Source organism: Leifsonia sp. NPDC080035 (genome assembly GCF_040050925.1).
Lineage (GTDB): Bacteria > Actinomycetota > Actinomycetes > Actinomycetales > Microbacteriaceae > Leifsonia.
Window position 1 is genome coordinate 2191158 of record NZ_CP157390.1, and the last position, 24854, is coordinate 2216011.

Here is a 24854-nt window from a genome sequence, read left to right on the forward strand (position 1 = left end):
GCGGCTCAGACCGCCACGCTGGTCACGGCCCCGTCGGCCCAGCGCACGAGGGCGGTCGCCCCGCCGCCGACGGTGCGCACGATCTCGACGGACGGCGCGCCGGTGGGCACGATCCGCCCGAGGTGCACCGCCACCGCGACCACGTCGTCCACCCCGACCCCGTCGAACTCCGCCCACGGGACGCTGGTCACCTCCCCGATCGGCGAGGTGCCGCGCTCCTCGTGGACGCGCACGCGTCCGTCGCCCGCCAGCACGAACAGCCCGGTGAACGTGCCGTCCAGCTCCAGCAGCCCCATCCCGGCATCCGGCGCGTCGGCCACCGCCGCGGGACCGGCTCCGGTCAGCGGCCAGCCGCTCGCCCGCAGCGGCACGGGCACACCGGCACCGGCCTCGTCGTCCGCCAGCCGCCGTGTCACGCGCACCTCCCACGGTCCGCGCACGATGGATGCGGTGCGCAGCACCGGCCCGTCCGTCACCCGCCCGCTGCGCCCGGAGCCGTGGTCGGCGCTGTCGTCCCCGGAGGTGTCCACCCAGTGCGTGCGGCCGGTGGAGGTGGCGAAGGCGGCGATCCCGTCGTCGCCGACGACGTCCGTCTCGAACCCGGACCGGTTGGTCGTGCGCCCCTCGGCGTCGATCGCGCCGATCGAACTGTCCACCGGCGAGTCGACCGTCGCTCCGGTCAGCGGCGGGAGGGTCGCCGACGAGTAGCCGAGGCGCGCGTACAGCGGCGAGTCCGCCGTGAACGCGCCGGGCAGGCCGTGGTCGGCGCCGTGGTTCACGAGCCGGACGACGCCGTCCGCGACGGTGCCGCTCACGATCCAGCCGGCCGCCCGGATCAGGCGGCGCACGTCGCCGCGCTCGACGGGCAGCGGTGCCTCGGTCGCCGTCCAGACCTCGTGGTCGGCGGGGAGCGCGAGTCCGAGGAAGCCCTTCGAGGCCCAGTACGGCGAGCCGGACCCGGAGTACGCCTGCGCCATCGCCGGCCACTCGCCGAACAGGCCGACCGACAGCAGGCCGCGCGTATCGACCGCGCCGCGATCGAGGAACGCCTTCAGCATCCCGGAGGCGCCGCGCCGCACCGTGCCCATCGGCACCCGGGTCGCGCCCGTGATCGCGCCCATCCACAGCGGAGCGGCAGCGGCGAAGCGGTAGATCAGGCTGCGGCCCTGCAGCACCGGGATCCCGTTGGCGCCGATCAGCGCGACGTGGTCGTCGAGGAAGCGCTCCAGCCGGCCGCGGAACACCGGCTCCAGCGTGGAGGCGCCGAACCGGTCGGCGCCCTCGGACGCGGTCCAGAGCAGCGGGTAGAGCTGCATCGCCCAGCCGCAGTAGTAGTCGAAGGCGCGCAGCGGGCCGTCGGCATACCAGCCGTCTGTGCGGAAGTAGGACTCGATCGTCGCGAGGTCGGCCGCGATCCGCTCGGGGTCGTGCGGGCCGTCCACCGACGCCAGGAACGTCTCCACCGTGATCCGGAACCACAGCCAGTTGTTGTCCGGGTACCAGCCGCCGGGGGCGTCGGCGAGCCAGGCGGCGACGTTCCGCTGCTCCTCCACGGACAGCGTGTCCCACAGCCACGGCCGGGTCAGCTGCAGGCCGAGCGCGATGGATGCAGCCTCCACCTTGGCCTGGCCCACCCGGCTCGGCAGCGGCCAGCGCTCAGGGTTCGCCGGGTCGCAGCCCGCCGCGAGGCCGTCGCGGTACCACTGCGTGAACTCGTGCGGGTCGTCGCCGCGCTCGCCGCGGGTGCGGAAGGAGTACAGCAGGAACGACCGCGCGAAGCCCTCCAGCCCGTCGCTGTCGGAGCCGTGCGAGCTGGTGATGCCCGGCAGCAGCACCCGGCTGCGCGAGGCGGAGAAGTAGGGCCGGAGCGAGAGCAGCAGGTGGTCGGCCACCGCCTCCCAGTGCCCGCGCGTCCACCCGGTGTACGGCGAGAGCGTCCGGTCCTCCGGGGGCAGGTCGATGCGGGCGGGGTCGAACGTCATGCGGTCTGGTCTCCTTCGTCCATGGTGGTGGCGGCCGGGATCGACGCGGGCAGCGTCGACTGGCGCACGTGCAGCTCCGGGCTGAGCGTCACCCGGTAGGCCGGCCGGCTGCTCCCCGCCTCCAGCCGGGCGATCAGCAGGTTGACGGCCTCGCGGCCGACGAACTCCTTCGGCGGTCGTACCGCGGTGATCGCGGGGTCGCCGAACCGGGCGACGTCGTCGTCGTAGGCGACGATCGCGAGGTCGTGCGGCACCCGGACGCCGCGGTCGAGCGCGTGCTGCTCCAGCGCGATCGCCTGCGGGTCGGGGAGCACGATCACGGCGGTCGTGCGGGTGCTCTTCAGGAGCGCGAGCGCGTCGTCCATCGCCTCCTCCCGTCCCGGCGCGTCGAAGCGGATGCCGTGCAGCATCGCGACGTCGGTCGGCAGCCCGAGCGATTCGAGCGCGGAGCTCCAGCCCCGGCGCACGTAGCGGCCGGTGGGGTTCTCGCTCTCGATGAAGAGCCCGATGCGGGTGTGGCCGACCTCGTGCAGGTGGTGGACCGCGAGCGCGGCGCCGGCGGTGTGGTCGGAGGCGACCGAGTCCAGCCGCCTGGCGGCGGCGGCCGTGCGCACGCGCCGCTCGGCGAGCACGACCGGCACCGGCAGCGAGTCGAGCCAGCGCAGTGTCTCGATCGCGTCGTCGCCGAGGGTGTCCGGCGCCACGATCAGCCCGTGTAGTCCCGGGGTCTTCAGCAGCGCCTCCACCTGCCGGCGGTTGTCGCGGGAGTCGTAGGTGGATGCGCGCAGCAGCAGGGATGCCCGCAGCTGCGCCGCCTGCGCGCGGGCGCCGTGCACGATCGGCGGCCAGTAGTAGTCGAGCGAGGGCACGACCATCCCGATCGTGTACTTGGCGGGCAGCGGCGCCGCCGCCGAGCGGACGCCAGTGTCGAGCGAACTGCGGAGGGTGGCGCCGCCGTGGACGCGGGTGACCAGCCCCTGCTGCGCCAGCGTGTTGATGTCGCGGCGCACCGTCAGCTCGCTGACGCCGAGCTGAGCGGCGAGCGCGCTGACGCTCACCGCACCGTGCTCGCGCAGCTCGTCCATGATGCGCTCCCGGCGCTGCACGGAGTACAGCGGTTCGCGTCCGCTCATCGGGCCTCCTCGATCGTCGTTGTGATGCTCCCGGACGCGTCCGGCAGTGCGTAGCCGAGGCGGGTGAGGGTGTCGCCCCACACACCGGAGAGCTCGGGGTCGTCCAGCCGCCACTCCTCGACGGTGGGCACGATCCCCTGGGCGTCGATGGCGATGCTGTGACCGTCGGCGGTCACGAGCACGCGCCCGCCCCAGACACGCACCTCGCCCGCGGCGACGAGGTGCAGGACGGCGGCAGGCGTGGCGGCGCCCGCCCCCGCCGCGCTCGACCTCAGCCGCCAGGTGTCGGTGATCTCGATCCGCCCGGAGCGCGCGAGCCGGAACGACCGCGTCCACTCCTCGTCCGCCGCGAGGGGATACGCCCCGGCCAGGTCGAGGGAGAGCTCGATCGGCTCATCCGCGGCCGGCGCACGCAAGACGCGGGCCACGAAGTCCGGCCCCTCGCCCTGTTCGAGCCCGTGCGGCGCGGGTGCGTTGTGCCAGCCGCTCTGCATCGCCCGGATCCGGTAGCGCTCGGCGCTGAACGTCTGGCGCGTGTACGTGGGCTTGCCGATGTCGACGAGCAGCGGCCGGCCGCCCGCCGCGACGATGAAGGAGCCGAGGTCTTTGTGGTTGTGGTTCTCGTCGTTGGTGCCGCCCTTCGCCGCCAGGGCGAGCCCGGACGCGTCGCCCGCCCGCGAGCGGCAGACCAGCAGCTGCACGGACGGCAGCCACACGGACGCCGGGAGCGGAGGGTCGGCCGGCGTCGCATCCCGCCACTCGGGGTCCGCGAGCGCGCGGACGAACCGTGGCAGCCCGCCCGCCACCGACGCCAGGGGGCGCCCCGGCCGCCTGGCGCCGCGCGCCCAGTCGGCGACCCGGCCGTCCCCGGTCCGCAGGCCCCACCGGAACGGCAGCTGCCACGGCTCCCCGCCACGGCTGCGCGCGGGCCCGTCGGCGACGTTGACGTACCAGTCGCCGCCGAGCTGCATCCGCATCGGGAAGCGCAGCACCTCTGCGACGAGCGGCAGGGATGCCGCCTCGAGCCCGCCGTCGGTCAGCTGGGAGACGAGGGCGAGCAGTTCGAGCATCCGCCCGGCGCCGTTCCACCAGTAGGCGACGCCCTCGTCGATCGCGCCGTCGGCGGGAAGCGTCGCCACGTAGCGGTCGAGGCTGTCGAGCGCCCGCGCGGTGATCCGTGCGATGCGCTCCGGGTCGTCGAGCAGCAGGACCGCCGCCAGCAGGACGTTGCTCAGGATCCACGGGTTCCAGTTGTTGACCTCGCGCCAGTAGCCGAGCCACCAGAAGTCGTCGCGCGTCTCGAACGGCGTGAAGACGCGCAGCTCGGCCTCGTGCCGGATGCGCTCGCGCACGCCGGGCCAGCGGCGCTCCCAGTCCGCGCCGATCACCCGGTCGGCCACCGCCAGCTGCGCGACGATCTCCCCGGCCCAGAGATCGACGTACGGGGATGCCGCGTCCGGAACGACGAACCCGCGCCGCGCGTTGGCGTCGTCGTGCGCGGACAGCGACCACGTGCTCTGCTCGCAGAGCACGACGGCCCCGTCGGCGGCCTCGTCCATCCACTCGTCGGTGCGCGTCGCCGCCGCGAGCACGACGGCCCGCGTGAACCGGTGCTGGCGCGCGTACACCGCGGCCTCGTAGTGCTCCCGGTCGCCGTCGCGCACGTACCGGGCGAACAGGGACGCGGTCACGTCGGCCCAAGGGAGGCCGCGCTCCGCCTCGGCGTCCACCCGCAGCCGATCGATCGTGACCGGGTCCGCCGCATCCCAGACGGCGCGGTCCCCGGCCTCGGGGATGCCGCTGCGACGCCGCAGCCCGTCGGAGCCGGTGGAGGCGAACCCCGCCCGCAGTGCCGGCTCGCGCATCCCGTCGCCCCAGTGTTCGGACAGCGGCCCCGCGAACGCCGCCGCAACCGCCTCGGTCCCGGCCGGCGGAGCGGTGTGCGCGCTCACGCGCGAGAACGCGTCGTCACGGTCGGAATCCGCTGCCGTCTCCGGCCGTGCATGGTTCGGCACCGGTGCCTCCCTGGTACGTTTCGTGTCTGTATCTGTTCGAATCGGATCGATTAGTTTGTTTGGTGACGGGTCTGAGTATGTACTGAGTCTCGCGACGACGCAACGACCCGCGGAAACGTCGCTCGAGGGAAAGGCTGGACCCGGCGGCGATGACCGACATGAACACCCCAGAAGCGCTCGTGGTGATGGAACGCGACGTGTACGAGCGTCAGTTCGACGGCGCGCGGCTGGCGCGTCTGCGCCGGCTCGCCAGCGTCCCCGACCCGGTCTTCACCGACGACCTCGACGACCCCGCGCTCGCCGGCCGGCTCGCCACCGTCGAGGTGCTGCTCACCGGCTGGGGCGCCCCGCGGCTCGACGCCGCGAGGCTGGAGCGGATGCCGCGGCTGCGCGCCATGCTGCACTGCGCGGGCACGGTGCGTCCGCAGGTGACCCCGGACTTCTGGGAGCGCGGGATCCGGGCTAGCTCGGTCGCAGAGGCGAACGCCGTCCCGGTGGCCGAGTTCACGCTCGCCGCGATCATCTTCGCCGGGAAGAAGGCGCCCTTCATCGCCGCCGACCCCGAGGTGCGCCGCGATCACGGGCTGCAGATCAGCCGGTTCGGCGAGCTGTCCAACCTCGGCAGGACGATCGGCGTCGTCGGCTTCAGCCGGGTGGGGCGGCGCGTCGTCGACCTCGTCCAGCAGCTCGAGGACGTCACCTGCCTGGTCTCCGACCCGTACGCCGACCCGGTCGAGATCCTGGCGGCGGGCGGCATCCCGGTGACGCTCGACGAGCTGCTGCCCCGCGTGGATGTGCTCTCCCTGCACGCGCCCGCCCTGCCGTCCACGCACCACATGATCGCCGCGCCGCAGCTGGCGGCGCTGCGCACCCACGCGACCCTCATCAACACCGCGCGCGGCAGCCTCGTCGACACCGCCGCCCTGGAACGCGAGTGCGCGTCCGGCCGGCTCAACGCCATCCTCGACGTCACCGACCCCGAGCCGCTGCCCGCCGACTCCCTGCTCTACCGCCTCCCGAACGTCATGGTCACCCCGCACCTCGCCGGGTCGCTCGGCTCCGAGATCCACCGGATGACGGACGCGGCGCTCGACGAGCTCGAACGCTACGTCGCGGGCGAGCCCCTCCTCGACGAGATCACGAGCGAGGACCTCCGTCTGAGCGCGTGACCCCCGCAACGTCTCCCTCCCTTCACCGATAACAAAGGAGTTCATCACCCATGAAACGCTCACTGATCGCGGCCGGCGCCACCGTGGCCGCGCTCGCGCTCGGACTCGCCGGCTGCGCAGGCACCGGCTCCCCGAGCTCCGGCAGCAGCGGCGGAAAGACCACCCTGCGCGTCGCCGTGTGGAACCTCCAGCAGACGCCCGAGTTCGGCGCGCTGTTCGGCGCGTTCGAGAAGGCGAACCCCTCGATCAAGATCCAGCCGGTGGACATCCTCGCCGCCAACTACGAGGACAAGATCACCACGATGCTCGCCGGCGGCGACACGACCGACATCATCACCGTGAAGAACCTCACCGACTACGCCGGTTACGCCCAGAAGAAGCAGCTCCTCGACGTCGCCGATGTCGTCAAGGGACTGCCGACCACGGACATCCCGGCGACCGACGACTACAAGACGGATGGCGCGTACTACGCGGTGCCGTACCGCCAGGACTTCTCGGTCCTCTACTACAACAAGAAGATGTTCGCCGACGCCGGCGTCGCCGCTCCCGAGAACCTCACCTGGGACGACTTCGCCGCCGACGCGAAGAAGCTCACGAAGGGCAGCGGCGCCGACAAGGTCTACGGCGCCTACATCCACACCTGGAACTCGCTGGTGCAGGGCTACGCCGCCGCCCAGCAGGGCAAGAGCTACGACAAGCCCGACTACTCCTGGATGACCGACCAGTACGACCTGACGCTCGGCATGCAGAAGGCCGGCACGATCATGGACTGGGCGACGGCGAACAGCCAGCAGGTGCAGTACAAGGACATGTTCGAGAAGGGCAAGGCGGCGATGGTGCCCATGGGCACCTGGCTGATCGCGCCGCTGCTGGCCGACGCGAAGGCGGGCACGACCGACGTGGACTGGGGCATCGCGCCCGTCCCGCAGATCGAGTCCGGCTCGAAGATCGCCACGATGGGCGGCCCGACCGGCTTCGGCGTGAACAAGAACTCGAAGAACGCGGACGCGGCGAAGAAGTTCCTCGCCTTCGCCGCGGGACCCGACGGTGCGAAGGCCGTCGCCGGGGTCGGCATCGTCCCGGCCTACCACAGCGACGAGATCACGAAGCAGTACTTCGGTCTCGACGGGATGCCCTCCGACGCGCTCTCGAAGAAGGCGTTCACGCCGGACACGATCCTGCCGGACGGCCCCACCGGTCCCAACGCCGCCGCGATCGGCACCGTGCTGAACCAGGAGCACCAGCTGATCATGACCGGCAGCACGTCGGTCGCCGACGCCACGGCTGAGATGGCGTCCCGCGTGAAGTCCGACGTGCTTCACCAGTAATATCCGCTCGGTGCGGCGGGGCCGTCACTGCCCCGCCGCACCGTCCCTCGACGGAGAGAACGGAGTCGCGCCGCCTCGGGCGGAGCCGAGACCATGACCACCATCACCGAACGACCGAAGACCGCCGAGGCGACGCCGCCCCGGCGGAGCCCCCGCTCGCTGCGGCGCAGGAGCATCCTGATCGGCTGGAGCTTCATCCTGCCGAACTTCCTCGGCTTCGCGCTGTTCACCCTCGTCCCCGTGATCGCGGCGTTCGTGCTCGCGTTCATGAACTGGGACGCATACAACCCGCCGACCTGGGCCGGGTTCGGCAACTTCCTGCGGCTGTTCCGCGACGACGACTTCCGCGTCGCGCTCACCAACACCGTGCTCTACGCGATCGGCCACGTGCCGCTCACCCTGGCGTTCTCGCTGGGGCTCGCGCTGCTGCTGAACCAGAAGTTGCGCGGCATCGCCTTCTTCCGGGTCGCGATCTTCTTCCCGTACATCACCTCGCTGGTGGCGATCGCGATCGTCTGGAACATGCTGTTCGACCCGACCAGCGGGCCGATCAACCAGTTCCTGCACGCGATCGGCATCGCCGACGCTCCGGGATGGACGGCGAGCACGACCTGGGCGCTCCCCGCCGTGATCATCACGAGCGTGTGGCGCGACATGGGCTACTACATGGTGCTGTTCCTCGCCGGGCTCCAGGCCATCCCGCGCGAGTACTACGAGGCCGCGCAGATGGACGGCGCCGGGCGCTGGCGGTCGTTCTGGAACGTGACGCTTCCCTCGCTGCGGCCGACCACCTTCCTCGTGCTTGTGCTGCTCAGCGTCTCCAGCTTCAAGGTCTTCGACCTGATCTTCGTGATGACCCAGGGCGGCCCCGGCCGGGCGACCCTCGTGCTCTCCCAGCTCATCTACCAGGACGGCATCATCAACGGCGAGTTCGGCTACTCGTCCGCGATCTCGCTCGTCCTCTTCCTGATCGTCCTGCTCGTGACGGTCTTCCAGTTCCGCATCCAGCAGAGACGGGAGCGCTGATGTCGACTCTCACCACCGACCTCGCCCAGGAGCTCGAGACCGGGAGGTTCCAGCCCGCCCCGCCGCGACCGGGCGGCGGCCGCCGCCCTCGCGCACGGACCAGGCTCGGCCGCGCAGGGATGTACCTGCTTCTGGTCGTGCTCCTGGTCGTCGTGCTGCTGCCGTTCCTCTGGATGCTGTCCTCGTCGCTCAAGCACGACAACGACGTGCTCACCGTGCCGGTGCAGTGGATCCCGAAGGACTTCGTCTGGAGCAACTACGCGAACATCTGGACCGCCGTCCCGATGGCCGGCTACCTCGCCAACTCCGCGCTGCTCGCGGTGGTCATCACGATCCTGCAGGTCGTCACCGGCAGCTTCGCCGCCTACGGCTTCTCGAAGGTGCGCTTCCCCGGCCGGGACGCACTGTTCCTCGCCTACATCGCGACCATCGCCGTGCCCTGGCAGGCGTACATGATCCCGCAGTACATCATGATGCAGAAGGCGGGGCTGACGAACACGTTCACGGCGCTGATCCTGCTGCAGGCGTTCAGCGCGTTCGGCGTCTTCCTGATGCGCCAGTACTACATGACCATCCCGGACGAGCTGAACGAGGCGGCGCGCATCGACGGCCTGAGCGACTACGGAATCTGGGCGCGCATCATCCTGCCGCTGTCGAAGCCGGCTCTCGCCTCCCTCGCCCTGCTCACCTTCGTGAACACGTGGAACGACTACATGGGGCCGTTCATCTACCTCTCGAGCAACGAGCTCTGGACCGTGCAGATCGGGCTGCGATCGTTCATCGGCCAGTACTCGGCGCAGTACGCGATGATCATGACCGGGTCGGTGATCTCGATCATCCCGATCCTCGTCATCTTCCTCGCCGGGCAGCGGTACTTCATCGCCGGCATCGCGACGAGCGGGATGAAGGGATGAGCCAGACGACGGCGCGGGCGCCCCGCGGCCTCCTCCGGATGCGGCACGAGACCCTGGACACGATCTTCGGCTACGCCTACGCGATCCTCATGGTGGATGTGCTGCTCGTGCTCGCGAACCTCCCGCTCGCGGTGATGATGCTCGTCGCGCGCGACCTGCTGCAGGCGTGGCCGCTGCTCCTCCTGCTCTCGCTGACCGTCGCGCCGTCGCTCGCCGGCGCCTTCGAGGTCTACCGGACGATGGGGGAGGGGCAGCCGCGCCCGTTCGCCGCGTTCTGGCGCGGCTACCGCCGCCGCGGCGCACAGGCCGCCCTGGTCGGCGCGGCCACCGTGCTCGTCGTCGGCTTCGTCCTCTACGACGGCGCGATCGTCTCCGGCACGGCGTGGGCCGTGCTGCTCGGACCGACCCTGCTCGTCGTCGCGCTGCTCGCCGTGACGACGGCCGTGACCACGGTCGTGGGCCTCAGCGTCTTCGAGACGGCGTCGCTGCGCGCGACCGCGAAGGCCGCGCTGTACCTGTCGGTGCGGCGCTGGTACTTCAGCGTCCTCGCGCTGGCACTGCTCGCCCTCATCGTCGTGGTGCTCCTGCTGCAGCCGGTCCTCGGGGCGCTCGCACCCGGGCTGCTGCTGTACGCGGTGTTCGCCAACGCACACTACAGTTTCCGGCGTGTGCTGCAGGGGGAGGGCTGAGCGATGCGTGCGCTGATCCTGAGCGGCGCGGGCCGCTACGCGGACCCCTGGCACCCGTTCGCCGACACCTCGGAACGGCTCGCGGACATCCTGCGCGCCGAGGGGCTGGAGGTGGAGATCTCCGGCGACGTGGATGCGCGGATGGCATCGCTCGCCGCTCCCGGCGACGACCCCGACCTGCTGGTCGTGAACATCGGCGACCCGGCACGGGCCGGCGACGTCGATCCCGAGGCGGAGGCGCGCGGCAGGGAGGGGCTGCTCGCCTTCCTCGGCCGCGGCGGCCGGCTGCTCGCCTCGCACGTGTCCCTGACCTCCCTCCGCGGCATCCCGGAATGGGAGACGATCGCCGGCGCGATCTGGGTGCGCGGCACCAGCTTCCATCCCGAGTACGGCCGCGCCCGTATCCTGGTGCACCCCGACCGCCACGACATCGTCGCCGGTCTCGCCGACTTCGAGGTGGAGGACGAGCGCTACACCGACCTCCGCGTGGCACCGGACGTGGAACCACTGGCCTCGCACGAGCACGACGGCCGCGGGCACCCGCTGATCTGGACCCGTCACTACGGCCGCGCGCGGGTCGTCGTCGACGCCCTCGGCCACGACGCGGCGTCCTACGACTCCGAGACGCACAGGCTCATCCTCGCCCGCGCCGTCCGCTGGCTCCTCGCGTAGGGCGCTGAGTCCGTTGGAACGGCCGCTTCCCCAGCCGTCGAGTACGCAGAGAATCCGCGTACTCGACGGTTTCGGGTCGATTTTCTGCGTACTCGCGTGTTCTGGGGTGTGGGTGACTCCGGAAGGTTCGGGCATCCCCGCGATCGGTTCCTGAGTTGTTCACGCGACACGAACAGGTGGCGAGGTAGGCGCCGACTGCGGAGTTACGCACACTCCACCTCCAACCGTCGCCGGCAACCACGGCGATAGGCGACTCACTCATCTCGGCGGTTCCGCCATGGCCCGGTCCGGGGCGACACGCCGACGACACGCCGTGTCCGGGCGTGTCGCACGGGGGCCGGATGTCGGTGGTTCCGCGTAAATTCAGGCGTGTCGGGGAGGGACGCGAAAAAAGTCCCAAACCACTACATCTAGTGGAATGACAATCCTGTCATTCGGGTTATATAGTGATGGAACACCGCGGAACGCGGAGAAAACCAAGACTTCAGGGGAGGCCATCATGGACTACGAAAACGACAGCGTTGGCGGCTACGCGGTTCCCGTCGACCCGATGGACATGCTGCAGTGCGACAGCTGCCAGTAGTAGCCGGCTGACCCAAGCCTCGAAGACCCCCGGTGCGTGAGCGCCGGGGGTCTTCCTCGTATCCGGGGCGCAGAGCCGGGCGCGCGGCCGCCCCCGTAGAATCGTCGGGTGCCAGTGAATCCAGACCTCAAGGGGCGCAGCTTCCCGCCCACGCCGCCGTATCTGGTGGGTCGCGAGAAGATCCGCGAGTTCGCGAGCGCGGTGTTCGCGACCGACCCGACCAGCTTCGACGTCGACGCCGCGCGCGCCGCCGGCCACGCCGACCTGGTGGCGCCGCCCACCTTCCCGGTCGTCGTGCAGCAGCTGACACTCGACCAGCTGCTCGCCGACCCGGAGGCGGGGATCGACTTCAGCCGCGTCGTGCACGGCGACCAGCGGTTCACGTTCTCGCGTCCGGTCGTCGCCGGCGACGAACTGACGGCCACCCTGACCGTCACCGCGGTGAAGTCGCTCGGCGCGCACTCGATGGTGACCGCCGAATCCGTGATCGTCGACGCGGACGGCGAGCACGTCGTCACGGCGATCTCCACCCTGGTCGTGCGAGGAGACGAGTGATGGCCGCACCCGAGTTCGACAGCCTGACCGTCGGCGACGTCGTCGCCGAGCGCGAGTTCGCCTTCACGCGCGACGCGCTCGTCCGCTACGCGGGCGCCTCCGGCGACTTCAACCCCATCCACTACCGCGACGACGTCGCGACCTCCGTCGGCCTGCCCGGGGTCATCGCCCACGGGATGCTGACGATGGGCGTCGCCGTCCAGCCGGTCGTCGACTGGATCGGCGACCCGGCCCGCGTCTCCGACTACCAGGTGCGCTTCACCCGTCCGGTCATCGTCGACCCGGAGACCGGCGCGACGGTCTCGGTCACCGCGAAGGTCGGCCAGCTGGATGCGGAGGCGCGCGTCGCCCGGATCGACCTGACCACCACGTTCGGTGGCGAGACGGTGCTCGGCAAGGCGCAGGTCCGGGTGTCGTTCGAGCGATGACGGACCTCCCCGCCCTCTCCACGCTCACGACGATGCGCGTCGGCGGCGTGCCGGACGACCTGGTCGCCCCCGTCGACCGCGACGCCCTCGTCGCGACGGCACTCGACGTGTGGGCGAGCGGCGACGACTGGCTCCTGCTCGGTGGTGGCTCGAACACGGTCGCGAGCGACGACGGCTTCGAGGGCACGGTGATCCGGGTCGTGACCCGTGGGGTCGAGCGACTCCCCGCGCCCGAGTCACGGGTCCGCCTGCGCGTGCAGGCGGGGGAGCCGTGGGACGATCTCGTCGCCCTCACGGTGCGCAACGGCTGGGCCGGTATCGAGGCCCTCTCCGGCATCCCCGGGTCGACCGGAGCCGCCCCGGTGCAGAACATCGGCGCCTACGGCCAGGAGATCGAGTCCGCTCTGGTCGGCGTCGAGTTCCTCGACTACGCGACCGGCGAGGTGCGCACCCTGACCAGGCGGGAGCTCGGCCTCGGCTACCGAACGTCGGCGCTGAAGCGCGGGATGCTCGGCGTCGTCCTCTCCGTCGACATCGAGCTCGCCGACAACACGGTCCCGGGCGGCCTCGGTGCGCCGCTCAGCGAACCGATCGCGTACGCCCAGCTCGCGGACTCCCTCGGCGTCCCGCTCGGCACCCGGGTCCCGGTCGCGGAGCTGCGCAGGGCCGTGCTCGCGCTGCGCTCCTCGAAGGGGATGGTGCTCGACCGTGACGACCCCGACTCCGTCAGCGCGGGCAGCTTCTTCACGAACCCGATCGTCTCGGAGAGCTTCGCGCGCGGGCTGCCCACCACGGCACCGCGCTGGCCGGTGGGCCCCGCCGAGCCGGACACCGTGATCGGCCTCGCCCCGGGCGGCGTTCACCCGATGGACATCCCTCCGCTCGCGCACGGGCCGTACCAGGTGAAGCTCTCGGCGGCGTGGCTGATCGAGAACGCGGGCATCCGCCGCGGCTACGCGCTCCCGGGCTCGGGCGCCGGGATCTCGTCGAAGCACACGCTCGCGATCGTCAACCGCGGCCATGCCACCGCCGCGGACGTCGCGCAGCTCGCCTCGTTCATCCAGGCCCGCGTGCAGTCCGAGTTCGGCGTGCTGCTGCGCCCGGAGCCGATCCTCGTGGGTCTCGTGCTCTGACCGCCTGTCGGCGAACCGGCGGCTGCCTCTGAGAGGATTCTCACGCAGCGCCCCTACGCTCTGGCCATGGGATTCCTCGATCGCCTCCTGGGCCGCGAAGAGCCGCGCCCGTCCGCCCCGATCCAGAACGAGCAGACCCGGCAGCAGCCGGCTGCACGCAGCGAAGACGAGATCGCCGTCGAGCGATATCGCTACCTGTTGCGCACCGCACCGCCCGAGACGATCGAGCAGGTGCACGAGGAGGCGTTCGCGAAGCTGACGCCCGAGCAGCGCGCGCTGGTCTTCCGGCAGCTGAGCGAGAACGCGCCCGCCGGCGATCAGCCGCGCGCGGACGACCCGCGCTCGCTCGCGCAGTCGGCGACCCGTTCCGAGCTGCGCCAGCCCGGAACGCTCGAGCGGTCGTTCGGCGGCGGTGGAGCCGGTGGCGGCGGGCGTCCCGGCGGGATGGGCTTCGGCGGCATGGTGGCGAGCTCGCTGCTCGGCAGCGTCGCCGGTTATGTCATCGGCTCCGCCCTCGTGAGCGCGTTCCTTCCCGCGCCCGGCGCGGATCAGGCCGGCGCGGACGGGTCCGCGGACGCGAACGCCGACTCCGGCGCCGACGGCTCCGGCGGAGCGGACGCCGGCGACGGCGGTGGCGCCGACGGCTCCAGTGGAGCGGACGGCGGCGTCGACGCGGCCGGGGCCGACACGGCCGGCTGGGACGGCGGCGGCGCGGGCGACGCGGGCGGCTGGGATGGCGGCGGCTTCGGCGGCGGGGACTTCGGCGGCGGGGACTTCGGAGGCGGCGACTTCCTCTAACGGGGGTCAGCCGGACGGGCCGCCTCCTCCTTCCGTGCGCGGAAGGCGACCATGTTCATCCGGTTGCCGCAGCGCACGCTGCAGAACCGCTTGGACCCGTTGCGCGAGAGGTCGAGCAGCAGTCCCGTGCAGTCGTCGGCCGCGCAGACCCGCAGCCTCCCCATCTCGTCGGAGCGGATCACGTCGACGAGGGCGAGGGCGATCTCCACGCGGATGCGCTCGGCGAGGGGCGCGTCCTGCGCCGTCGCGTGCAGGTGCCAGTCGAAACCGTCGTGCCGAAGCAGGTGCGGGAGCGCGTGCGCGTCGGCGAGCATCGCGTTGACTTCGAGTGCGGCCTCGTCCCGCGCCATCGCCCACGCGCGGCGCAGCCGCTCGCGGGTGTCGTGCACCTCGCGCAGCTCGGCCTCGTCGCCGTCTACGCGGCCGGAGTATTGGTTCTCGGTCAGCAGCTGGACGAGCTGCTCGGGCGTCGCGAGCTCGTCCTCGCCGCTCCGCGAGGCGCCGGGGACGGTGTTGCAGAGGACGACGGCGAACTCCAGCGCATCCTCCGTGTCAGGGGCAAAATGCAAGTTGACTCCTTACTCGCTCAGGGCTAGCGTCAGGATCATTCTTTCACTAGACCCTGACCGGGAGGCTGCAATGCGACGTTCATCGCTCACCGTCGGCTTCCTTGTCGCCGTGCTCGCGGCTGCGACCTTCGGGATGTCCGGAGCATTCGTGAAGCCGCTCCTGGAGAGCGGCTGGTCGCCCGTCGCCGCGGTGACGGTCCGGGCGCTGACGGGCGGCGTCGTGCTGTTGCCGGTCGCACTCTTCGCTGTGCGCGGGCGCTGGGCGGCGGTCTGGCGCGGCCGCTGGCGCATCCTCGGCATGGCGTTGATCGGCGTGGCCGGCACGCAGGTGCTGTACTTCGCGGCGATCCAGCGCATTGCGGTGAGCACGGCGATCCTCGTCGAGTACTTGGCCCCGATCCTGCTGGTGGTGTTCGTGTGGGCGCGTTCGCGGCGTGCGCCGAAGCCGGTCGTGCTGGTGGGCTCGGTCGTCGCCGTCGTGGGGCTCGTGCTGGTGGTCTCGCCGAGCGGTGCCCAGGCCTTCGACGCGATCGGTCTCGCGCTCGCCATCGCGGCGATGGTGGGCTGCGCGATCTTCTACGTGATCGCCGCCCGGCCGAGCGATGGGCTCCCGCCGGTGGCGCTGGCGTGCGGCGGTCTGCTGATCGGCGGCCTCGCGCTGGCCGCGGTCGGCGCGACCGGTCTTCTCCCGTTCACGGTGAGCTTCACCGACGTGCCGCTGCTCGGCTCGGCGGTGCCGTGGTGGGTGCCCGTGCTCGTCGTCGGCGTGTTCGCGACCGCGATGGCCTACGCGTCCAGCATCACGGCGACCGAGATCCTCGGCTCCCGTCTGGCGTCGTTCACGGGCCTTCTGGAGGTGGTGGCGGCGACGCTGTACGCCTGGCTGCTGCTCGGTGAGAGCCTGCAGCCCCTCCAGCTCCTCGGCGGCGTCCTCATCCTCGGCGGCATCGCGTTCGTCCGCGCCGAGAAGACGGAACCGGCCCTCACCGAGCCGGAGATGACGCCCGATGGGCGGAGCGAGCGGGCCGATCCCGCCGTCGCGTCGGACACCGGAACGGGCGGCCGCTCTGCCGGGTAGTCCACCATCGCCGCCGACACCGACCGACGCGACCGACGCCGTCAGGCCTGCATCGCCGCAGCGAACGGCAGCACGGCACCCGCGCCCGCCCGCCGGAGTTCGCGCCCGGCGACCGTGATCGTCCAGCGGCTGTCGACGATGTCGTCCACCAGCAGCACGGGCTCACCCGCGGGCACGGCGAGCGCGCCGGCGTCGAACGCATCCCAGACTCCCGAGAGCCGGAACGCGCTGTTGCCGCCGGGACCGCCGCTCGGACCCGCCCCGCGGTGGCCGAGCGCGCCGAGGTAGGGCAGCCGGCCGATCTCGGCGAGAGTGCGGGCAAGACTCTCGGTGAACTGAGGACGGTGCCGTGACGGGACCGACACCACCGCTGCGGGCCTGCGCTCCCAGTCCCACTCGGCGAGCACCGTGACGCAGGCGCGCACGATGTCCGCGGGACACGGCGCATCGACGGTGTCCGCGGCGAACAGCTCGCGAAGCCGATTGCCCCAGCCGAGGTCGGTCAGCCGGGCGAGCGCCCGTCCCGGCTCCAGCTGTTCTTCCGCGGGGATGCGGCCCTTGACCGGCACGCCGAGCCGGTCCGCCGCGGTGGGCCAGAGTTTGCGCGGCTCGATGGCGACGCCCGCCTTGCTGAGCTGCGCGGAGACCGCACCGCTCGCCTCCTCCTCGATCGCCGACGGGTACCAGGCTCCCGCGCACGAGTCGCAGCGTCCGCACGGCTGTGCGTCCGGATCGTCGAGGGCGAGCTGCAGGAACTGCATCCGGCAGTCGCTCGTGCGCTCGTACTCGAGCATCGAGCGCTGCTCCGCCTCCCGCGCGGCGGCGATGCGCTCGTACCGCTCGCGGTCGTAGGTCCACGGCCGCCCGGTGGACACCCAGCCACCGGATACGCGCCGCACGGCCCCGTCGACATCCAGCACCTTGAGCAGCAGCTCCAGCGTCGTCTTCTTCAGATCGACCCGGCTCTCGAGCACCTGCGTCGACTGCGGCGTATCGGTCAGCGCCGAGAGCAATGCACCGGCCTTCTCCTCGGACGGCATCGAGGCGGTGGCGAAGTACTGCCAGATCGCCTGGTCCTCCGGACCGGGCAGGAGCAGGACATCCGCGTTGTCTGTCGCGCGGCCGGCGCGGCCGACCTGCTGGTAGTACGCCACGGGGGACGACGGCGCACCGACGTGCACGACGAACCCGAGGTCCGGCTTGTCGAAGCCCATCCCCAGCGCGCTCGTGGCCACCAGGGCCTTGACCTCGTTGCGCTTGAGCTTGTCCTCGAGCTCCTCGCGCTCGGCCGTGTCGGTCTGACCGGTGTACGCGTAGGCCTCGTGTCCCGCCTGACGCAGCACCCGCGCCGTGTCTTCGGCGGCCGACACGGTGAGCGTGTAGACGATGCCGCTGCCCGGCAGGTCAGCGAGATTGCTCACCAGCCAGGCCAGTCTGGCCGTGGCGTCGGGCAGCCGGAGCACTCCGAGTCTCAGCGAGCGCCGGGCGAGCGGACCGCGGATCGTCGTCACGTCGGCGTGGCCGGTCGCGGAACCGCCGAGCTGCTCCGCGACGTCGGCGACCACGCGCTCGTTCGCCGTGGCGGTTGTCGCGAGCACCGGGACGCCGGACGGCAGAGCCGCCACCAGGTCGCGGAGCCTGCGGTAGTCGGGACGGAAGTCGTGGCCCCAGTCCGAGATGCAGTGGGCCTCGTCGATGACGAGCAGGCCGGCGCGCTCGACGAGCGCGGGCAGGTGCTGGTCGCGGAAGTCGGGGTTGTTCAGCCTTTCGGGGGAGACGAGCAGCACGTCCACCGTGTCGTCGCGCAGGCGCGCGATCACGTCGTCCCACTCGTGACGGTTGGCCGAGTTGATCGTGAGCGCGCGGACGCCGGCTCGCTCGGCCGCCGCGACCTGGTCGCGCATCAGCGCGAGGAGCGGGGACACCAGGATGGTCGGTCCCGCACCCCTCTCCCGCAGCAGCAGGGTGGCGACGAAGTAGACGGCGGACTTCCCCCACCCGGTCCGTTGGACGACCAGCGCCCTCCTCCTCTCGTCGACGAGCGCGCTGATGGCCTCGAACTGCCCGTCGTGGAAGTCGGCGTCCGGCCGCCCCACGAGATCGCGGAGGCGGGCGAGCGCACGCACTCTGGTGGCGTCGGTGGGGGAGGCGGTGCCGGTGGTGCTCATGCAGCCATCGTTCCAGACGGGTCCGACGCCGGAAGCCCCGGGCCGGAGATCGGTGGAGAACCGACCCCCGGCCCGGGGCTGTGAAGGAGCGTCGACCTACGGCGAGAAGCGAGTGGTCAGGCGGGAGTCCGTCGCCGGCGCCGCTGCGCGGAGTTCACCGCGCCGAGCACCGCGGACACCGCGATGATGAGGCCGACCACACCGATCCAGAGCGCCCATGCGGAGCCGGGCGTCAGGGTGGCGAACCAGGCGATGGCTCCGGCGAGCCGCGCGGGCGAGGACACCAGGAACAGCGTCAGGGCCGCGAAGGCGAGCAGGAGGAGTCCCCAGATCACTCCACCCCAGCGCACCGGGGGCCGACCGGGCGGTGCGACCGGAGGACGCTGTGCGACGGGAGGCGCGGTCAGCCACGGCTCGGCGGGCGCCGTCTCGGCGGGGATGCGCGCGGTGGCCGCGGTGGCCGCGGTGGCCGCGGTGGCATCCGCGGGCTCGGCCTCCGCTATCGGCACGGTGGCCGCGTTGGCCGCGTTGGCAGCGGTGGCATCAGCGTCCTTCGCGGCCGCCACCTCGTCCAGTGGCACCGTCGGCTGGTCGTCGTCTCCGGGCGTGCCGTTCTTCTGGGTCATGTCCTCGTCCTTCACTTCTGGACCTGCTGGATGGTGAGGTCGTCGATCTGCGCGACCCGGACGATCGCGTCCGCCGATCCCGCCGGTCCGATCGTCACGTCGGTGTCGCATTCGCCGGTGTCCTCGTGGCACGAGTGGGTCTGCGCGGCGCCGGAGGAGTCGAGCACCGTGACGGCGGACGGCGTCGCCGCCTGCAGCCGGATGGTCGCGTCCTCCGGAACCAGGATGGTCGTCTCGCCGCGCCCCTTCGCCAGGTTCACGACCGGAGTCCCCGCAGCGGTCACCGCCCTGCTCAGGTCGATCGTGGTGTCGCCCCAGCCCTGGGCGTAGCTCGCCCCGGCGGCCGGCGTCACATCCAGCGCCCCGCCGATGACGACGCCCGCCCGGTCGAACCGCACGGTCGAGGGCGCGAGTGCCGAGATCGCCGTGCACACCGCGAGGAACATTCCGAGGAAGATCAGGAAGCCGCTGCGGCGGCGCGCGAGCCCGGCGATGAGCACGGTGAGCCCGAAGACGGCGGTCGCCGCCGCCAGGGCCGCGGTGAACGTGTAGCTCTGGATTCCGGTGGCGGGACCCCACAACGCCGCCGTGAGGGAGCCGGCCACCAGGGCGACGCCGACCGCGAGCCAGCCGATGGCGGCGCCGACGCGCGGATTGGAGGCGCGGTACGCGATGCGTCGCGCGTCCGCATCGGCGGTGGCCGCGGCGGCCTGCGCCCGGATCTCCGCGGACCGCTGCGCCTTGACCGCGCGCATGTCGGCGTCGAGGCGCTGCTTCCACTGCGCGTGGTCGGCCCTCCACTGCGCCTGGCGCTCACGCCAGTCGGCGACGTCCTGCGGTGAGGCGCCGACGGACGGCGCCGGGGGAGCGGTGGGCTCCGCCGCGGTGTCGAGCACGGGAGCGTCGGGCGTCACGGCACCGGCGGCAGCCGTGCCGGCGCCGACTCCGGCAGCGGCGGCCGCTCCGGGTTCCGGCACCGTCGTGGTGGCGGGATCGCTGCCCGCGGCTCCCGCCGCTGATGCTGCACTCGCCGCCGGTGCCCCCGAGGAGGTCGGCGAGGCGGGCGAGCCCGGCGCACCCGACACGTTCCCCCCACCCTTGGCCCCGGAGTTGCGCACCGCCAGCACGATCAACGCGGCGGCGGCGCCGAGCACGATCAGCGTCCAGATGACCCGGCCGACCGCATCGCCCCAGCCGAAGTCGTGGTCGAACGGCCCGCCGAACCACCAGAACCCGCCCGTCCACGGCAGCAGCGAGAGCACGAGCATCACGCCGATCGCGACGATCGGAGGCTCGAAGTCGCCGTCGAACAGGCGCTGCAGATGGATGCGGCCCTCGCGGTCCGGCAGGAGCGCCCAGGCCACCGCGTAGAGCAGCAGCACCGGGGCGCCGAGGATGGCGGCGACCACGGCGATCCCGCGGACGATCAGCGGGTCGATGCCGATGCGGTACGCGATCCCTGCGCACACACCGCCGAGCCAGCCGTCGGCGCGCACGACGCCGATGCTGCGCATCCAGTCGAAGAAGCGCGTGCCGCGTCCGGCGAAGCCGGTCTGCGGTCCGCCGTACGGGGGAGGTGTCGAGCCGTTCTGTGACATGTTCAGAATCCTGCCGCCCGACGGTGCCCGCGCGATATCCGGTGACACCCTGAGCGCACCCTGATTCGGTGGGGAGGCGGTGTCGGGGGAGGCCGCCGTCTGCTTGGATTCTGAACATGACCTCCGACCACGCGGCGCGCGCCGCCGGCCCCCCGCGCACCGAGCGCCCGCCACTCGCGCGCCCCCGTGCGTGCGTCGTCGGCGGGGTCAGCGTCGCGCTCGCCGACCACCTCGGCTGGCCGGTCGCCGCGGTCCGGTGGGTGCTGGTGGGCACGTCCCTGCTGAGCGGCTTCGGCATCCTCTTCTATCTGTGGCTCTGGGCGCTGACCCCGCTCCGCCCTGCCGCTCCCGACGACCCGGAGGAGCGTGTCACCCGGCTGATCAATCTGCCCTGGGTGTTCGCGGCGGGCGGCGCCGCTGCCGGGATCTCCTCCATCGTCCTCGTCGCCGTCGGCTCGGTCGGCCCCGGCATCGGCGCGCTCGTGACGGCGATCGTCCTGGTCGTGGCCGCGGTCGCCTGGGACCAGCTCATGGACCAGGGGAGTCCTGCTCCCGCACCGGTGTCCGCCACGGCCTTCCGGATGTCGGCCGGCGCGTTCCTCGTGCTCGTCGCTCTCGCGCTCAGCCTGCTGCAGGGCGGGGCCGCATCCGGTGGGCTCTGGCTCGCGATCATCGCGGCGACCTTCGCGGGGGCCGCGGTCCTGGTCGCCCCGTGGGCCCTGCGGCTCTGGCGCGAGCTGATCACTGAGCGCACGGCGCGCATCAAGGAGGAGCAGCGCGCCGAGATGGCCGCGCACCTGCACGACTCCGTGTTGCAGACGCTCGCCCTCATCCAGAACCGGGCCGGCGCCTCCAGCGAGGTGGGACGGATCGCCCGTGCGCAGGAGCGAGAGCTGCGCGACTGGCTCTACGCCGATGCTGCGCACGCTCCGGAGGCGGAGGAGGGCGACCTGGCGACGGAGCTGCGGGATGTCGCTGCGGCCCTGGAGGTCGACCACGCCGTCCACTTCGACATCGTCTCGGTGGGCGAGCCGGTGCGGCACGCGCCGACCGAGCTCGCCGCGGCCGCGCGCGAGGCCATGCTGAACGCCGCACGGCACGCCGGCGGCGAGGTCTCCGTCTACGTCGAGGCGGGCGCAGGGTCCGCCGACGTCTTCGTCCGCGACCGCGGGCCGGGCTTCGACGTCGACGCCCTCCCGGAGGGCAGGCTCGGGGTGCGGGAGTCCATCCTCGGGCGGATGCGGAGGGCGGGAGGCTCGGCCACCGTCACCGCCCGGGACAGCGGAACCGAAGTCCACCTGAGCATCGAGCTCCCGACCGAGCAAGAATGAGAGCATGACCGACCAGAACGCCACCGGAGCAGACGGAGCAGACGGAGGCGCCGAGCGCCCCATCCGGGTCGCGATCGTCGACGACCACTCCATCTTCCGCTCCGGGCTGAAGGCGGACCTCGACGACCGCCTCACCGTCGTGGCCGAGGCCGCGGATGTGGACGGGGCGGTCGCGGCCATCCTCCGGTCCAGGCCGGACGTCGTGCTGCTGGATGTGCACCTGCCGGGCGGCGCGGGCGGCGGCGGAGCCGAGGTGGCCAGACGCACCGCCCCGGAATGCCCGGCGACGCGCTTCCTCGCCCTCAGCGTCTCCGACGCGGCGGAGGACGTTGTCGGCGTCATCCGCGCGGGAGCCCGCGGGTATCTGACGAAGGGAAGCTCGGGCGGCCAGGTGAGCGACGCCGTTGTCGCGGTCGCCGGAGGCGACGCGGTCTTCTCTCCGAAGCTCGCCGGGTTCGTGCTCGACGCGTTCGGCGCCGCCGCGGGGGAGCAGGCGGAGACGACGGACGAGCTCGACCGGCTGTCGGCGCGCGAGCGCGAGGTCATGCGGCTGATCGCGCGCGGCTATGCCTACAAGGAGGTCGCCGCCGAGCTGTTCATCTCCATCAAGACCGTCGAGACGCACGTGTCCGCGGTGCTCAGGAAGCTGCAACTCTCGTCCCGCCACGAGCTCACCGCGTGGGCGCTGGAGCGCAAACTCCTCTAGATGCGAGTCCGTTCGGCGTCCATTCCTGAGTTCTTCACGCCTCATACCGGTGTGTCGCGTGAACAACTCAGGAACTGATGGCGGGGGCGCCCGAACCTCCCGGAGTCACGCCCACCGCCGCCGTCGAGTACGCAGAAAATTGCCCCGAAACAGTCGAGTACGTGGATTCTCTCCGCACTCTACGGCTGGGCGCGAGCCGATCCCGGGCGCGGTTTGGAGGTGGGTGCGGGTGTCCCGTACACTGGACGAGGTGGTTGAATCTGCCAAGCTTTTCTGCGCCTTTTTTCGGTTCGGGCGATGGCAGGACGCCCCTGCTGCGGGAACGCATCCGACGCATTCGGATACGTGATCGGTTAGCCTGGACCGAGGAAGCGCGAAGGCTTCGCAGTTCGTCTCCCTAGGGCGGTAGCTCAATTGGCAGAGCAGCGGTCTCCAAAACCGCAGGTTGCAGGTTCGATTCCTGTCCGCCCTGCAAACCGGCATCCCGATGCCGGTCCACGAAAGGTGTAACGAGGTGGCCCGAAAGGTAATCGACGAGCCGAGCGAGGAGATCGTCGCCAACGCGAAGAAGGACCGCGCCGCACGGCGCAACCCGTTCGCGCGGATCGCCCTGTTCATCCGGCAGGTCATCGGCGAGCTGAAGAAGGTCGTCACGCCGACGCGCAAGGAGCTCCTGAGCTACACGGGAGTCGTGCTCGTCTTCGTGGTGATCATGATGGCCCTTGTGTCCCTGCTCGACTGGGTGTTCGGTCTGGGCGTGGTCTGGGTCTTCGGCAATCCGAAGTAACCACCCCGCCGACCTGGCCGCCAGGCCTCCCCGACAGAAATGGAAACGAATTCAGTGTCTGAGACGAATCGCGACGACGTGGACTGGGCGACCGCTGCCGAGCAGTCCTCCGAAGACGACGAGGCGCAGACCGGCAACGTGCTGGCACGCGACGAGGACTCCGTCGACGCGGCCGAGCACGAGGCTCTCCACGTCGTGACGGAGGACGGCACCGAGGTCGATCTCGACGCCGTGCTGGATGCGATGGCCGAGGCCGTCGACCCCGAGGCCGACCGCGCCGTCGACGAGGCCCTCGAGGTGGACTCCGCCGAGGAGGCCGAGGCTGCTGCCGAGGCGGTCGAGGACGAGGACGAGGTCGCAGCCGACCCGTACGAGGAGTTCCGCGCCGAGCTGCGCTCCAAGATCGGCAAGTGGTACGTCATCCACTCGTACGCCGGCTTCGAGCGCCGCGTGAAGTCCAACATCGAGAACCGCATGGTCTCGATGAACATGGAGGACTTCATCTTCGAGGTCCAGGTCCCCATGGAGGACGTGGTCGAGATCAAGAACGGCCAGCGCAAGATGGTCAACCGCGTGCGCATCCCCGGCTACGTGCTCGTGCGCATGGACCTGAACGAGGACAGCTGGTCCGTCGTCCGCCACACCCCGGGCGTGACCGGCTTCGTCGGCAACGCCCACAACCCGACTCCGCTGCGCTTCGAAGAGGCCTTCTCGATGCTGAAGAGCCTCGTGCAGGTCGAGGCGGCTCCGGCCAAGGGCGCCGCGAAGGGCCAGAAGGCCGCAGCGCGCGTCATCCCCGCCGAGGTCGACTTCGAGATCGGCGAGACCATCACGATCAAGGAGGGCTCGTTCGCGGGCCTGCCCGGATCGATCAGCGAGATCAAGCCGGAGAGCGGCAAGCTCACCGTCCTCGTCTCGCTCTTCGAGCGCGAGACGCCGGTCGAGCTCAGCTTCGACCAGGTCACGAAGCTCTAACCACAACAGACTTACGAAATCACCGGATCTCGGAAGGGCCGAGAAACCGGGAGAGCGACGCGGGCCGCGTGCCCACCCGCTCGAACACACAAAGAAGGAAGAGACATGGCACCGAAGAAGAAGGTCACCGGTCTGATCAAGCTTCAGATCAACGCCGGCGCTGCCAACCCCGCCCCGCCGATCGGCCCCGCGCTCGGTCAGCACGGCGTGAACATCATGGAGTTCTGCAAGGCGTACAACGCGGCGACCGAGTCGCAGCGCGGCAACGTCATCCCGGTCGAGATCACCGTGTACGAGGACCGCTCGTTCACGTTCGTCCTGAAGACCCCGCCCGCGGCCGAGCTGATCAAGAAGGCCGCCGGCGTGCCCAAGGGCTCCGGCGTCCCGCACACCACCAAGGTCGGCAAGCTGACCCAGGAGCAGGTGCGCGCCATCGCCGAGCAGAAGATGGTCGACCTCAACGCGAACGACATCGACGCCGCGTCGAAGATCATCGCAGGCACCGCCCGCTCGATGGGCATCACGGTCGAGGCCTGAGGCCTCACCGCACCCGTCATCCAGACATAACCGTGGCAGAGCCGGCCAGGCTCG

The 24854-nt window shown here is 71.4% G+C and carries 23 protein-coding genes and 1 tRNA gene; 17 read left to right on the forward strand and 7 right to left on the reverse strand.

Annotated features, from left to right (window positions below; genetic code table 11):
- Nucleotides 1–5 precede the first annotated feature (5 nt).
- The 3 genes from AAME72_RS10795 to AAME72_RS10805 are packed head-to-tail and all read right to left on the reverse strand — an operon-like array spanning nt 6 to nt 5130.
- Nucleotides 6–1982, reverse strand: a complete 1977-nt coding sequence (locus AAME72_RS10795; RefSeq protein ID WP_348786568.1) for a DUF2264 domain-containing protein — start codon at nt 1980–1982, stop codon at nt 6–8.
- Complete coding sequence (locus tag AAME72_RS10800; protein WP_348786569.1) at nt 1979–3115, reverse strand: substrate-binding domain-containing protein; 1137 nt, start codon at nt 3113–3115, stop codon at nt 1979–1981. The genes AAME72_RS10795 and AAME72_RS10800 overlap by 4 nt, the downstream gene beginning before the upstream one ends.
- Nucleotides 3112–5130, reverse strand: coding sequence for a heparinase II/III family protein (locus tag AAME72_RS10805; RefSeq protein ID WP_348786570.1), 2019 nt, complete (start codon nt 5128–5130; stop codon nt 3112–3114). The genes AAME72_RS10800 and AAME72_RS10805 overlap by 4 nt, the downstream gene beginning before the upstream one ends.
- A 158-nt stretch (nt 5131–5288) precedes the next feature.
- Between AAME72_RS10805 and AAME72_RS10810 the strand changes: the two genes are divergently transcribed.
- From AAME72_RS10810 to AAME72_RS10855, 10 genes are all read left to right on the forward strand, one after another.
- On the forward strand, nt 5289–6299 hold the full coding sequence (locus AAME72_RS10810) for a hydroxyacid dehydrogenase (RefSeq protein WP_348786571.1): 1011 nt from the start codon (nt 5289–5291) through the stop codon (nt 6297–6299).
- Between the two features lie 50 nt (nt 6300–6349).
- On the forward strand, nt 6350–7627 hold the full coding sequence (locus AAME72_RS10815) for an extracellular solute-binding protein (RefSeq protein ID WP_348786572.1): 1278 nt from the start codon (nt 6350–6352) through the stop codon (nt 7625–7627).
- A gap of 93 nt (nt 7628–7720) precedes the next feature.
- Nucleotides 7721–8653 (forward strand): sugar ABC transporter permease, encoded by a 933-nt coding sequence (locus tag AAME72_RS10820; RefSeq protein ID WP_348786573.1) that lies wholly within the window; start codon nt 7721–7723, stop codon nt 8651–8653.
- Entirely contained in the window at nt 8653–9567 is a 915-nt protein-coding gene (locus AAME72_RS10825) for a carbohydrate ABC transporter permease (RefSeq protein WP_348786574.1), read from the forward strand. The genes AAME72_RS10820 and AAME72_RS10825 overlap by 1 nt, the downstream gene beginning before the upstream one ends.
- Entirely contained in the window at nt 9564–10256 is a 693-nt protein-coding gene (locus AAME72_RS10830; protein ID WP_348786575.1) for a DUF624 domain-containing protein, read from the forward strand. Before AAME72_RS10825 ends, AAME72_RS10830 begins: the two co-directional genes overlap by 4 nt.
- A 3-nt stretch (nt 10257–10259) precedes the next feature.
- On the forward strand, nt 10260–10928 hold the full coding sequence (locus AAME72_RS10835; RefSeq protein ID WP_348786576.1) for a ThuA domain-containing protein: 669 nt from the start codon (nt 10260–10262) through the stop codon (nt 10926–10928).
- Between the two features lie 691 nt (nt 10929–11619).
- Nucleotides 11620–12066: a MaoC family dehydratase N-terminal domain-containing protein gene (locus AAME72_RS10840; RefSeq protein WP_348786577.1), complete on the forward strand. Its 447-nt coding sequence runs from the start codon at nt 11620–11622 to the stop codon at nt 12064–12066.
- Entirely contained in the window at nt 12066–12494 is a 429-nt protein-coding gene (locus AAME72_RS10845) for a MaoC family dehydratase (RefSeq protein WP_348786578.1), read from the forward strand. The genes AAME72_RS10840 and AAME72_RS10845 overlap by 1 nt, the downstream gene beginning before the upstream one ends.
- On the forward strand, nt 12491–13627 hold the full coding sequence (locus tag AAME72_RS10850; protein ID WP_348786579.1) for a UDP-N-acetylmuramate dehydrogenase: 1137 nt from the start codon (nt 12491–12493) through the stop codon (nt 13625–13627). The genes AAME72_RS10845 and AAME72_RS10850 overlap by 4 nt, the downstream gene beginning before the upstream one ends.
- Before the next feature lie 66 nt (nt 13628–13693).
- Entirely contained in the window at nt 13694–14425 is a 732-nt protein-coding gene (locus tag AAME72_RS10855) for a hypothetical protein (protein WP_348786580.1), read from the forward strand.
- Here the strand turns inward: AAME72_RS10855 and AAME72_RS10860 are convergent.
- The gene (locus AAME72_RS10860) at nt 14422–14994 is read right to left on the reverse strand and encodes a CGNR zinc finger domain-containing protein (RefSeq protein WP_348786581.1); all 573 of its coding nucleotides are present in this window, start codon (nt 14992–14994) and stop codon (nt 14422–14424) included. The genes AAME72_RS10855 and AAME72_RS10860 overlap by 4 nt on opposite strands.
- Nucleotides 14995–15064: 70 nt before the next feature.
- Between AAME72_RS10860 and AAME72_RS10865 the strand changes: the two genes are divergently transcribed.
- On the forward strand, nt 15065–16072 hold the full coding sequence (locus AAME72_RS10865; protein ID WP_348786582.1) for a DMT family transporter: 1008 nt from the start codon (nt 15065–15067) through the stop codon (nt 16070–16072).
- A 41-nt stretch (nt 16073–16113) separates the two neighbouring features.
- Here AAME72_RS10865 and AAME72_RS10870 read toward each other — a convergent pair whose 3' ends face one another.
- The 3 genes from AAME72_RS10870 to AAME72_RS10880 all read right to left on the reverse strand — a co-directional run bounded on the left by AAME72_RS10870 (nt 16114) and on the right by AAME72_RS10880 (nt 20464).
- Nucleotides 16114–18240, reverse strand: a complete 2127-nt coding sequence (locus AAME72_RS10870; RefSeq protein ID WP_348786583.1) for a RecQ family ATP-dependent DNA helicase — start codon at nt 18238–18240, stop codon at nt 16114–16116.
- Between the two features lie 116 nt (nt 18241–18356).
- Nucleotides 18357–18866, reverse strand: coding sequence for a hypothetical protein (locus AAME72_RS10875; RefSeq protein ID WP_348786584.1), 510 nt, complete (start codon nt 18864–18866; stop codon nt 18357–18359).
- 11 nt (nt 18867–18877) lie between these two features.
- Nucleotides 18878–20464, reverse strand: coding sequence for a PspC domain-containing protein (locus AAME72_RS10880; RefSeq protein ID WP_348786585.1), 1587 nt, complete (start codon nt 20462–20464; stop codon nt 18878–18880).
- A gap of 116 nt (nt 20465–20580) precedes the next feature.
- Here AAME72_RS10880 and AAME72_RS10885 point away from each other — a divergent pair, with 116 nt between their 5' ends.
- The 6 genes from AAME72_RS10885 (at nt 20581) to rplK (ending at nt 24800) form a co-directional block, all read left to right on the forward strand.
- The gene (locus AAME72_RS10885) at nt 20581–21795 is read left to right on the forward strand and encodes a PspC domain-containing protein (RefSeq protein WP_348786586.1); all 1215 of its coding nucleotides are present in this window, start codon (nt 20581–20583) and stop codon (nt 21793–21795) included.
- Nucleotides 21796–21799: 4 nt separating this feature from the next.
- Nucleotides 21800–22501, forward strand: coding sequence for a response regulator transcription factor (locus tag AAME72_RS10890; RefSeq protein WP_348786587.1), 702 nt, complete (start codon nt 21800–21802; stop codon nt 22499–22501).
- A 399-nt stretch (nt 22502–22900) separates the two neighbouring features.
- Nucleotides 22901–22973, forward strand: a tRNA-Trp gene (locus tag AAME72_RS10895).
- A gap of 42 nt (nt 22974–23015) precedes the next feature.
- Nucleotides 23016–23288 (forward strand): preprotein translocase subunit SecE, encoded by a 273-nt coding sequence (gene secE / locus AAME72_RS10900; protein ID WP_348786588.1) that lies wholly within the window; start codon nt 23016–23018, stop codon nt 23286–23288.
- A gap of 54 nt (nt 23289–23342) precedes the next feature.
- Nucleotides 23343–24263, forward strand: coding sequence for a transcription termination/antitermination protein NusG (nusG, locus tag AAME72_RS10905; RefSeq protein ID WP_348786589.1), 921 nt, complete (start codon nt 23343–23345; stop codon nt 24261–24263).
- Between the two features lie 105 nt (nt 24264–24368).
- A complete protein-coding gene (gene rplK / locus AAME72_RS10910; RefSeq protein ID WP_055890341.1) occupies nt 24369–24800 on the forward strand; it encodes a 50S ribosomal protein L11 in 432 nt (143 codons plus the stop codon).
- Nucleotides 24801–24854: the final 54 nt, after the last annotated feature.